Here is an 11,975-nt window from a genome sequence, read left to right on the forward strand (position 1 = left end):
GCAGAACAAGCAGAAGCTGAACGTTTAGAGCAAGAGCGTATTGCAGCAGAACAAGCAGAAGCTGAACGTGTAGAGCAAGAGCGTTTTGCAGCAGAACAAGTAGAAGCTGAACGTGCAGAGCAAGAGCGTATTGCAGCAGAACAAGCAGAAGTTGAACGTGTAGAGCAAGAGCGAATTGCCGCAGAACAGGCAGAAGCTGAGCGTATAGAGCTGCAGCGTATTGCAGCAGAGCAAGCAGAAGCTGAACGTGTAGAGCAAGAGCGAATTGCTGCAGAAGCAGAAGCTGAGCGTTTAGAGCAACAGCGAATTGCCGCAGAGCAAGCAGAAGCTGAGCGCTTAGAACAAGAGCGTATTGCACAAGAACAGGCAGAAGCTGAACGTGCAGAGCAAGAACGTATTGCAGCAGAGGCCGAAGCTGATCGTTTAGAGCAAGAGCGCATTACGGCAGAGCTTGCAAAAGAAGAAGCTAAACTTGCCGAAAAGCCTAAAAAAGAAGGCTTTTTTTCACGCCTTAAAAAAGGGTTATTAAAAACCCGTGTAAATATAGGCTCTGGCTTTGCATCTATTTTTAGTGGTAAAAAAATAGACGATGATTTATTTGAAGATTTAGAAACACAGCTTCTTACCGCCGATTTAGGTGTTGATACCACCATGAAGCTGATTGATAGCCTTACTGATGCCGCCAATCGCAAGCAGCTTAAAGATGGCGATGCGCTTTATGACTTAATGAAGCAAGAAATGGCCGCAATGCTTAAAACAGCTGAGCAACCGCTTGAGATACGTGCTGATAAAAAACCATTTGTTATATTAATGGTCGGTGTAAACGGCGTAGGTAAAACGACAACCATTGGTAAGTTAGCTAAGCAATTTCAAAATGAAGGTAAGTCGGTTATGTTGGCCGCAGGTGATACCTTTCGTGCAGCAGCCGTAGAGCAGCTGCAAGTGTGGGGCGAGCGTAACAGCATTCCTGTTATTGCCCAGCACACTGGTGCAGATAGTGCTTCAGTGGTGTTTGATGCATTTCAAGCCGCTAAAGCGCGTAATGTAGATGTATTAATTGCTGATACAGCAGGGCGCTTGCAAAATAAAGATAACTTAATGCAAGAGCTTGAAAAAATAGCCCGCGTAATGAAGAAAATTGACCCTGATGCACCGCATGAAGTTATGCTAACCATTGATGCGGGTACAGGTCAAAATGCAATTAGCCAAGTAAACTTATTTAATCAATGTGTTGGTTTAACCGGTATTACCCTCTCAAAACTTGATGGTACTGCTAAAGGTGGGGTTATATTTGCGGTTGCAGATAAATTTAATATTCCTATTCGTTACATTGGTGTTGGCGAAGGTATTGATGATTTACGCGCATTTAAAAGCGATGACTTTATTGATGCTTTATTTAGCCAAGATGAGGATGACGCTTAATACATAAAAGGGAGCTTGCTCCCTTTTTTGGTCTGTTTATCTTTTGAGATTAAACATGCGCTGCCCTTTGGGCTATTTCTTTTTATTGCTAGGTTTTACTTAGTCCTCTGGGCTATAAACCTTGCGCCGCGATTAAAATAGCCTCTAGGTAGAGCAAATTTCAATCCTCAAAGGTCAACAGGCCCTAGCTAAGGAATTCCATTTTACTAATTTGGGACTGGCATAATAAAAAATGATAAATTTTCAGCAAGTAAGTAAAACCTATCCGGGTGGGCATCGCGCTCTCGAAAAAGTTACATTTCATATTAAGCCTGGCGAACTGGCTTTTTTAACAGGCCACAGTGGTGCGGGTAAAAGTACCTTATTAAAGCTCATTAGCTTAATGGAGCGCCCCTCTGCAGGCAACGTGCTAATTAATGGTGTTGATTTAAATAAAGTTAATTCTCGGCAAATTCCTTATGCGCGCCGCGATATTGGTATTATTTTTCAAAATCATCGATTGTTAGAGCGTTACACTGTGTTTGATAACGTTGCACTGCCGTTGATTATTGAAGGCACTCATCATAAACAAATCGCTAAACGAGTTCATGGTGCGCTAGATAAAGTAGGGCTGTTAGATAAAGTTAAATGCCATCCTTCTACACTCTCTGGTGGTGAGCAGCAACGCGTAGGTATTGCCAGAGCGATTGTAAATTCTCCGCCTATTTTATTAGCTGATGAACCAACGGGTAACCTTGACCCCGAGCTCTCTATGGAAATATTAAGGCTATTTGAAGATTTTAATAAACATGGTACGACAGTACTTATAGCAACACACGACCTTGGTCTGGTGTCGCGTTTAAAATACCGTAGCCTGACTTTAAAAGATGGCCGTATGCTTGAAGACCCACTTGCGGAGGGCACGCTGTGAGCTTGTTATTTAAAGGACGCCAAAACTCAAACGACAAACAAAAAAAATCAGCCATAGCTGGCGGTTATTTTTTTATTATTAATATTTTTCGCCAAGGGGTGCACAGTTTAGGTGAAATGTGGCGTACGCCACTTGCATCATTAATGACAATTGCGGTACTTGGCCTAAGTTTAACATTGCCTGCAACGCTTTATTTAGTCGTAAAAAATGTACAGCAAGTCAGTAGCGGGTTTGAAGAAGCCAGTGAAATATCGCTTTTTGTAAAAGAAAGTATGAGCGAGCAAGAAACACAAACCTTAGTAAAGCGTTTAGCACTTTACGCCGAGGTAGAAAGTGTTGAATTTATTTCTAAGCAGCAAGCATTAACTGAATTTAAAGATGTGTCGGGGTTTGGGCAAGCTTTAGAGTACCTAGATAGCAACCCGCTACCCGATGTTGTATTAGTGATACCTACTAAGCGGCATCGCCAGCCTAATGCGGCTAAAGCGCTGCTTACAAAGCTTGAGAACGAGCGCGAAGTAGATTTTGGTAAGCTTGATATTGCTTGGCTTGAGCGCCTAAATGCATTATTAGACTTATTAAAAGAAAGCGTTATCACAATTGCTTTATTACTTCTTACCTCTGTCACGCTTATTATTGGTAATACGATTCGTTTATCGATTATGGATAAAAAAGAAGAAATACAAGTAATGAAGTTAGTAGGTGCTACCAATACGTTTATACACGCTCCGTTTTTGTGGACCGGCATTTGGTATGGCGTTATAGGGGGCTTGTTTGCATTTATTTGTATTGCCTTAATGATGTGGTGGTTAACTAGCGCAGTAAGCAGCGTTGCAGGCGTGTATCAAACAAGCTTTTCGTTAATTGGTTTAACGCTTAATGAGTTTGGCGCATTAGTATTACTAGCAACCAGCTTAGGCTTTATTGGTTCTTACTTATCGGTTAACCGATATATTAAAGAAATTGAGCCTGATAAAGTATAAGTACGGCTGCTAATGGCTGACTCAAAAATGTCATGTTTGTATATTATCATCCTCAAATGAGATTAGTTGTAAATGCGCTGTTACGCTTGCGCTAATCTCTTGCAATCCCTTAGTTCATCACTTATTCAGTCGCATGTAGTAGACTTAACATACACTAAAAAACCGCTTGATTTACGCTTAAAAAAAGTTTTAAATTGGGGTTAGCACTCTTAGAGAAAGAGTGCTAAAATGGTTTCAAATGTTTATCACCGAGGTGAAAAATGAGTAAAGATTTATACGCAATGGCACTTACAGTTGGGCAACAAAGCGCAAGCATGGACGGCTACCTTCAAGCGGTTAGCACAATTCCTATGCTTAAAGCTGAGCAAGAGAAAGAGCTAGCAACACGACTTCAAGAAGAAGGCGATCTTAGTGCTGCAAAGCAACTCATTATGTCGCATTTACGCTTTGTAGCACATATTGCTAAAAGCTACTCGGGTTATGGTTTACCGCAAGCCGACTTAATCCAAGAGGGCAATATAGGCCTGATGAAAGCGGTTAAGCGTTTCGACCCGAGTGTGGGTGTACGTTTAGTGTCTTTCGCTGTTCATTGGATTAAAGCAGAAATTCATGAGTTTGTGCTTAAAAACTGGCGCATCGTAAAAGTTGCGACCACTAAAGCGCAACGTAAATTGTTTTTTAATCTTCGTAAAAACAAAAAACGTTTAGGTTGGTTTAACCAAGCTGAAGTAAGCACTGTAGCGAATGAGCTAGGTGTGAGTGAAAAAGAAGTTCGTGAAATGGAATCGCGCATGAGCGGCCAAGACATGGGCTTTGACTTAACGGGCGACGATAACGACGACGCACCAACAAGTACATATTCACCAGTACAATACTTAACAGACGGCTCAGCTGATTTAGCTGACGATATTGAGCAGCAACAATGGCAAGAGCAGTCACATACTCGTTTATTTAGCGCGCTTAAAACGCTAGACGAACGCTCACAAGACATTGTAAGTGCACGCTGGTTGTCTGATGACAAAGCAACACTACAAGAGCTTGCTGAAAAATACAGTGTATCTGCTGAGCGTGTTCGCCAGCTAGAAAAAACAGCGATGAAAAAGCTGCAAAGTGCTATGAGCTAATAGCGCAAAAAATGTAAAACTTAAAAAGCCCTGCATTAATATGCGGGGCTTTTTTTTAACTAAAAAAGCTAACTAAAAAGGTTAATAGAAAGTATCGTTTGTCTTGTTCTGCTTACCTCTAGTCACATCTATGTATCTTTTAATTAAATGTACGCTATTTAAAATTAATGAATAAGTTTGGTTTTAATTTAAATAGATGATTTTAGTTTGTTTTTAATTTGGGTATATGAAAATATTCGCGCACCTGAGCGACTTATCGCTCAAATCGTAGCTTAATTAAGTCATTTAATTGCTGGTTTGTTGCCTTTCAATTTCATTTAACGCGAGTATTTACACTCAATATGAACTCATATTCACTAAAGAAAAAAATCTTGCTATCGGTCGTTCTTGCCCTAGCCGTTATTATTGTATTGCTGTCCTGGAATAGCTATACCTCTCAAAAAGCGTTACTGCTAAAAAGCAGTATTGATAACGTAAGCCAATCTGGTAAGCAACAGGCTACGAGTATTGAAAATTGGCTAGCTAGTCGTCAGCAGATAATTAAATCGGTTGCGAATAAGGTTGAGGACAACACGCTCAGCGCACTACAGCAAGCAGCATTTTCAGGTGGCTTTCAGTTAACTTACTTTGGAGATAGTAGCGGAAAAATGACTGACTCTGATCCCAGTATTGATCGCACCGGCTACGATCCGCGCACTCGTCCATGGTATAAACAAGCACTGCTTCAAAGTAGCACCGTAATTACCAAACCTTATTTAGATACCGCGTATAATCTGTTGGTTGTTTCTATTGCTAAAACCACGCAAAGCGGTGTGGTTGCGGGGGATTTATCGATTGAGGCCTTGGCCGATAGCGTCAATACAATGTCTTTGCCTGCGGATGGGTACGCCATTATGATGCATAAAGATGGCACTGTGGTTGCCTACAAAGACGCTAGAAAAGTAATGGCAGATATTACGCGTATTGACTCGAAAATAAATCATCAATTAATTTTATCTAACAGTCAAAACGGTGAATTTACTCCTGTTTACTTTGAGAGTGAAGACCGAGAGAAGCTAGTTTGGGGTGAAAACATTAACAATACAGATTGGCAGTTGCTGTTTGTATTGGATAAACAAACTTTAGAGGCTCCGCTTATTAGTTTATTGCTGACCCAATTAGTGCTGGTTGCAGTAGCACTTTTACTGAGTGTGTTGGCTATTTCATGGTTATTGGGTGTATTGCTCGCCCCTTTGAGCCGAGTGTCGCAAGCTTTATCAACAATTGCAGATGGTAACGGTGATTTAACCCAGCGTATAACTGTTGATACGCAAGATGAAGTTGGGGTTCTGGCTGGTAGTTTTAATCGTTTTGTTAGCAGCCAACATGAACTGATCAGTCATATTCGTCAATTAGCTACTGACTTAGACTTTGATGCAGAGAAAAGCTTGATCACCAACCAAAGCAGTGTCAGTGAGTTGCAGCGCCAGCAACAAGAAGTGGCTATGGTTGCTACCGCGGTCACAGAAATGGCGAGTGCAACCCATGAAATTGCCGCTAATGCAGAAAACACCGCAACCGCATCGCAACAATCGGCACAAAGTAGCCGTGAAGGTAAGCTGTTAGTTGATAAAACCAGAAACACGATTAATTCACTCGCGGGCGAAATAGACCAAACTACCACAGTTATTGGTGAATTAAGTTTGCATGCTCAGGCTATATCGAGCATTTTAACTACCATTCAAGAAATTGCAGAGCAAACAAATCTCTTAGCACTCAATGCTGCAATAGAGGCCGCCCGTGCGGGATCGCAGGGGCGTGGTTTTGCAGTGGTTGCCGATGAAGTGCGCGTGTTATCAAGAAGAACACAAAACTCTACAGCCGAAATTTATACCACTATAGAAACCTTACAAAACACCACTAAAAAAGCAGTGAGCTTGATGGACAGCAGTAAGGGCTATGCCAACAATAGTGTGGATGATGTAAATGCTGCCGCACACGCACTAGAAGAAATTACTTTGGCGGTAAATGAGATTTCTGATATGGCGGGTCAAATAGCGGTTGCAGCAGAAGAGCAAACGCAAGTGACCAATGAAATTACTAGAAATACGGTTGCCATTAAAGATGTAACCGATGAAATAACTACCTCAGCTACCGCGCATTTAAGCCAAGCCGAAGTATTAAAAGACAGAGCTACAGATCTAAATGCCAAGGTAGCGACATTTGTTTTATAAATACCATACTTATAATTGAGTTAAATTAACTGATGGAGTAAGGTGCTCGCTTACTCCATCAGTTTAATGAAATGGCTTGTTGTTGGGCTATTTGTACATACTTACGTTCTACCAGCTGTGAGATTGGTACCAGTTCAAAGCCTTGCTCAGTGAGCTCAGGTAGCGCTTGGCGTAAAAAGTCGATGGTTTCTGGGTAGGGGTGGGCAATCGCTATGGCAAAGTGATGTTTAGTCGCTTTATATTTTAGCTCATCCAGCCTTTGCTGCAGCTGCTCATGCGTGGTTATATTGTCTAAAAACACATGGCGGCCAATATTTTCAACCCCGATAAAATTTGCCGCATTTTGCGCTTGGCTTAAGTCGGTAGTACGGCTATCTAAAAAGAATAAATTACGTTTTTTAAGTACTTCCATAGTCCACTTCATGGCTTGGCTTTGTTGAGTGAGTGCCGACCCCATATGGTTATTAACCCCTTTTACTTGCGGTAAGCTTGCCAGTGCGGTGCCTAAAGTTTTTTGTAGCTGTTCTTTATCCATATTTACAGTGAGCCCACCAGGGCCGAGTGCTTTACCGTTTAAGGCTTGCATAGGTACATGCAATAAAAGCTCTTTATTTGCTTGGCTGGCAAGCGTGGCAAAAATTTGAGAGTAGGGTGTGTGGGGCAAAATTGAATACGACAATTGCCCTGGTAAGGTAAGAAATTCTAAATCTCGCTGATGATAGCCAATATCATCAATTACGATGGCTATTTGCTTTGCCCAAGCAGTGCTAGATACAAAGCAGATAGCCAACAACAGCCATTTTATTATTTTCACGTTTATAGTTTTTATTATCTTTTTAATTTATTAAGGGTATTTAATCTCAGCGCCGGGTAATAAAGCTATCTCAGCAGCTATTTTTAGCGCTAACTGCGTTGAATTTACTTAAAACTTATAGCTAGAGAATAGCAGAATCTAATAGTGTTAATATTTATTCTGTTATTAAATCGCTTACCTAGAGTTCAGATTATTTACTATTGCATGCTAAGTAATTGCTTAGCTTTTACTAACTGCAAGTCGCCCAGTATTTCATGTTCAAATTGTGGTGCATTTTTGTTCTGCTCATTTTTTATTATAACGGCTTTATTTGATTGTGGAAGGGTTGCTTGCGCAATTGCTACATCGGGGGTAACGCCTACGCCTTCAATCGATACGCCCGCAGGTGTAAAGTACTTAGCAGTTGTTAATTTTAGCGCTGTATTACCATCACCAAGTGGGATCAAAGATTGCACCGATCCTTTGCCATAAGACTGATTACCAACCACTGTAGCACGCTTATTATCTTTTAAAGCAGCAGCGAGTATTTCAGCCGCAGAGGCCGAATTTTCATTAATAAGCACCACAATAGGCAAGCCTTTAAGTATGTCGCCTCGTTTGGCGTAGTAGGCTTGGTTAGCGTCGTAATAGCGCCCTTTAGTGGTGACTATAGTGCCGCTTTGTAAAAATAGATCCGCTACCGCCACTGCGCTTTGTAAAGTACCACCTGGGTTGTCACGTAAATCAATGACTAACCCTTTAAGGGGCGTGCGATAATCATTTTTAAGTGCAGCTACCTGCAGCGCCACTTCATGTAAGGTGTGATTAGAAAAATTATTTATGGCTAAATACCCAGTGCCTGAGTCGAGTAATTGGCTAGTGGCGCTTTCTAAGTTTATTTCTTTGCGGTTTACCGCAAAGCTAATTGGTTGCTGCTGCCCTGCGCGCTTTATTGTTAGTTTAACCGCGTTAAAGCGGGTATCTTTTATCAACGCGGCTACTTGCTCTAAGCTACGTGTTTGCGTGTTTGTATCATTAACACTAACTATAATATCGCCCGCTAAAATACCGGCCTTTTTGGCTGGAGAGTTTTTAACAACACCAACAATAGTAATGTCACTGTCAATGTCTTTTACTTCAATGCCTACGCCAGTGTAATGCCCATTTGTATTGTTAAACAAAGCGTCTAAGTCATTTTCATTGAGGTATTTAGAATAAGGGTCTAGCTGGTCGAGTAAAATTTCTACTTGCTGATTATTAAAGGCACCCTGTGCACCTTTTGTCAGTGATAAGTCATCAACATAATAGGCTTTAATGTTGAAGAGTATTTCAGAAATTTGCTGACTTTTAAGATCTTTAACTGAGCTGGCAAGTAATGAATTGCTAAAACAAAAAATAGCAATACAGGTTAATGCGCACAAAAAAAACGAATAGCGCGTACGGGAAGAGGGAAATGAGCGTGTTTGTGGTATTTTTTGAGTCATCAGCTGCTCCTAATGCGGTGCAGCTGTTTTATTCACTTAAATACGTCTGCACCATTTAACAGGATTTACTGCGCGTCCTTTGTGGCGTATTTCAAAGTATAGACCAGAACTCGACTGTCCGCCGCTTTGACCTACTAATGCCAGCGTTTCGCCTTCTCGAACCATGTCGCCCACATCTTTTAATAATGTTTGCGCATGGCCGTATAGGCTCATAAAGCCCTCACCATGATCAACCACAATAACCCAGCCAAAGCCTTTAAGCCAATCAGCAAAAACAACTTGGCCATTATTAATACTGTTTACATTAGTGCCTTCTTTTGCACCAATTAACACGCCTTTCCAGTCTATGCCGCCATGTTTGCGCTGACCAAATGTGTGTTTTAGCTTTCCTTTGCTGGGCCAATTAAGCTTGCCTTTACTTTTATTAAGGCCGAGTAATTCAATTTTTTGAGTCTTCTCTTGCTCAAGTTCTTCAATGGTAGTGATTAATGTTTGCTCGTTGTCTTTTAAGTAATTAATCGAGCTTTTAGTGCTATTGAGCTGTGCTTGTAAGTTTTTAAGGTTAGTTTGGCGCTCGCTTTGGGCGTTTACTAGCGCGCTTTGGCGTCTTTTTTGTTCTTCAAATAAGGCGGCTAATTTTTGTTTGGTTTTGGCAAGTGCAGCTTGGTTTTCTGCAATTTGTTGTTGTAGTACTTTAAGCTCTTCAATTTGCTCTATGCGCGCTTTATTTAAATAGTTGTAATAGCTTAAGGTACGCTCAAATTTAGCTGTGTCTTGCTGGTTTAAAAGCATTTTGGGGTAGTCGTCGCCCCCAGCCATGTAAGCACTTTTTAGCTGGGCCGCTAAAATGGCTTGAAATTGCGCGTGTTGCGCTTTTAATTGCTGTGCTTTTTGTTGCTGGGCTTGTTGTTTTTGCTCTGTTTCTTTTACTGATTGCTCAGCCATATTGAGGGCTTTGGCATTTTTAGCTATTTCTAACTCGTGTTTTTTTAAGTTTTTTTGCAGTGCAGCAATTTTTTTTCGCTGTGCGTTGTACTCTGCTTGGCTTTGCTCTAATGCAGATTGCACTTCAGATAGGTCTTTTTTAGTGCGGTTTTCGTTAGCGGTTGCAGGGGCAACCACTAACGAAACCAATACAAATGTATAAACACTAAACCAATTTACTGGTTTGCTCATGTGTTATTTCAACGTCATGATTGGCGTACCGGTCATTTCGCTTGGTTGCTCCATGCCCATAAGGTGTAGCATAGTAGGTGCTACATCACTTAATGCTTTGCCTTCACTTGGCGTTGCATCGCGTCCTACATAAATAAATGGCACTGGCTCGCTAGTGTGAGCGGTATGAGCTTGGCCCGTGGCAGTATTTGCCATTTGCTCTGCATTACCGTGATCGGCTGTGATAAGCGCTTCACCACCAAACTCATCTAGCGCTTCTACCACGCGGCCTATACATGCATCAACTGCTTCACAGGCTTTAACCGCGGCTTCAAACACACCAGAGTGACCCACCATATCGCCATTCGGGTAATTACAAATAATGGCATCAAACTTACCGCTTTTAATGGCTTCAATAAGTTTGTCGGTTAGCATTTCAGAATTCATTTCTGGCTGAAGGTCGTAAGTGGCAACCTGTGGAGAAGGAATTAATTCGCGTGATTCGCCTTCAAATTCATCTTCGCGTCCGCCACTAAAGAAAAACGTAACATGAGCGTATTTTTCTGTTTCAGAAATACGTAGCTGCGTTTTGCCATTTTTTTCAAGCCATTCACCTAATACGTTTACCAGTGGCGTAGGGCCAAATGCGACAGGGGCATCAATATCGGCTGAGTATTCTGTCATCATTACAAATGCGCTTAACTGTGGTGATTTTTTCTTTTCGAACCCATCGAAGCCTGGCTCTACAAAGGCACGGGTGATTTCACGGGCACGGTCGGCTCTAAAATTAGCAAAGATGATAGTGTCGCCATCATTAATTTGTGCTGCTTCAGTGCCTTGTGGCGTAATGGTGGTTGGTGCTACAAACTCATCGTTTTCGTCGCGCTCATAGGCGGCTTCTAATGCCGACACACCATCAGCATAATTAAACTCGCCTTCACCTAATGCCATTACATTGTAGGCTTTTTCTACACGGTTCCAACGGTTGTCTCTGTCCATGGCGTAATAACGGCCCACAAGAGACGCTAAGCGGCCACAATTTAGCTCGGCAAATAAGGCTTCTATACGCTCTATTGATGCTTTAGCACTGCGTGGTGGTGTATCACGGCCATCTAAAAAGCCATGAAAGTATACTTCTTTTGCACCGCGTTTAGCGGCTAATTGAATACTTGCGACAATATGATCTTCGTGGCTGTGAACACCACCTGGGCTTAATAAACCCATAATATGCACGGCTTTGCCTGCAGCGACTGCTTTATCGATGTTTTCAACAAGTGCAGGGGTTGAGTCAAATTCGCCATCGTTAATCGCTTTGGTAATGCGAGTAAAGTCTTGATAAACAACACGACCAGCACCTAAATTTACATGGCCTACTTCTGAGTTACCCATTTGCCCTTCAGGTAAGCCTACATCTAAACCTGAGCCTGAAATTAATGTGCGTGGACGGGTTGCCCATAGGTTGTCTAAAACGGGGGTGTTGGCTGCAAGAATCGCATTGCTTTGCTCATCTTCGCGGTATCCCCAACCGTCTAAAATCATTAATACCAGTGGTTTTTTATGCTCTGTCATAATAGCTCCTGAAAATTAGCACCTGTTGATGGGCACTGTGCGCCGAAATGTTATCTGGTTAGTTTTAGCATACCGTGTTTTAGCGCCAGAATCAGCACTGAGAACAAGATATTAAATTTTTTACTTACTTTCATATATGGGGTGCTTTATGTGTTTTTAAAGCGCAGCAAACTCGCATTTTAACTTGGTTTGGGTATACTTGCGTGGCTAAAGTACAAAATACCTAGAATATTAGGGCGTGTTGCACTTTGGTGGCTGAATTTGCAGCAGTATGTTTGGTTTTTAGGTAAGGCAGAGTCTATGAAGTGTGGTTATTCCCCAT

The 11,975-nt window shown here is 41.7% G+C and carries 9 protein-coding genes; 5 read left to right on the plus strand and 4 right to left on the minus strand.

What is annotated here, in order from left to right; genetic code table 11:
• From ftsY to B4F91_RS16520, 5 genes are all read left to right on the plus strand, one after another.
• A partial coding sequence (gene ftsY / locus B4F91_RS16500) for a signal recognition particle-docking protein FtsY (protein WP_286938768.1) occupies positions 1-1,422 on the plus strand: 1,422 nt, incomplete at its 5' end.
• A gap of 232 nt (positions 1,423-1,654) precedes the next feature.
• Positions 1,655-2,332: a cell division ATP-binding protein FtsE gene (ftsE, locus tag B4F91_RS16505; RefSeq protein ID WP_004588623.1), complete on the plus strand. Its 678-nt coding sequence runs from the start codon at positions 1,655-1,657 to the stop codon at positions 2,330-2,332.
• Positions 2,329-3,315 carry a permease-like cell division protein FtsX gene (gene ftsX / locus B4F91_RS16510; RefSeq protein WP_248451745.1) on the plus strand — a complete coding sequence of 329 codons (987 nt, stop codon included), beginning with the start codon at positions 2,329-2,331 and terminating at the stop codon, positions 3,313-3,315. The genes ftsE and ftsX overlap by 4 nt, the downstream gene beginning before the upstream one ends.
• Positions 3,316-3,575: 260 nt before the next feature.
• Positions 3,576-4,439, plus strand: a complete 864-nt coding sequence (gene rpoH, locus B4F91_RS16515; protein WP_004588621.1) for an RNA polymerase sigma factor RpoH — start codon at positions 3,576-3,578, stop codon at positions 4,437-4,439.
• A gap of 341 nt (positions 4,440-4,780) precedes the next feature.
• Positions 4,781-6,652 carry a methyl-accepting chemotaxis protein gene (locus tag B4F91_RS16520; protein ID WP_096042353.1) on the plus strand — a complete coding sequence of 624 codons (1,872 nt, stop codon included), beginning with the start codon at positions 4,781-4,783 and terminating at the stop codon, positions 6,650-6,652.
• A gap of 58 nt (positions 6,653-6,710) precedes the next feature.
• Here the strand turns inward: B4F91_RS16520 and B4F91_RS16525 are convergent, their stop codons facing one another.
• The 4 genes from B4F91_RS16525 to gpmM all read right to left on the minus strand — a co-directional run bounded on the left by B4F91_RS16525 (position 6,711) and on the right by gpmM (position 11,653).
• Positions 6,711-7,466 carry a divergent polysaccharide deacetylase family protein gene (locus B4F91_RS16525; protein WP_096042352.1) on the minus strand — a complete coding sequence of 252 codons (756 nt, stop codon included), beginning with the start codon at positions 7,464-7,466 and terminating at the stop codon, positions 6,711-6,713.
• 197 nt (positions 7,467-7,663) lie between these two features.
• Positions 7,664-8,929, minus strand: coding sequence for a S41 family peptidase (locus B4F91_RS16530; RefSeq protein ID WP_286938772.1), 1,266 nt, complete (start codon positions 8,927-8,929; stop codon positions 7,664-7,666).
• A gap of 36 nt (positions 8,930-8,965) precedes the next feature.
• Positions 8,966-10,105 (minus strand): murein hydrolase activator EnvC family protein, encoded by a 1,140-nt coding sequence (locus tag B4F91_RS16535; RefSeq protein ID WP_096740206.1) that lies wholly within the window; start codon positions 10,103-10,105, stop codon positions 8,966-8,968.
• 3 nt (positions 10,106-10,108) lie between these two features.
• Positions 10,109-11,653: a 2,3-bisphosphoglycerate-independent phosphoglycerate mutase gene (gene gpmM, locus B4F91_RS16540; RefSeq protein ID WP_004588617.1), complete on the minus strand. Its 1,545-nt coding sequence runs from the start codon at positions 11,651-11,653 to the stop codon at positions 10,109-10,111.
• Positions 11,654-11,975 lie beyond the last annotated feature (322 nt).

The organism is Pseudoalteromonas sp. UBA6610, assembly GCF_002433295.1.
GTDB lineage: Bacteria > Pseudomonadota > Gammaproteobacteria > Enterobacterales > Alteromonadaceae > Pseudoalteromonas > Pseudoalteromonas atlantica.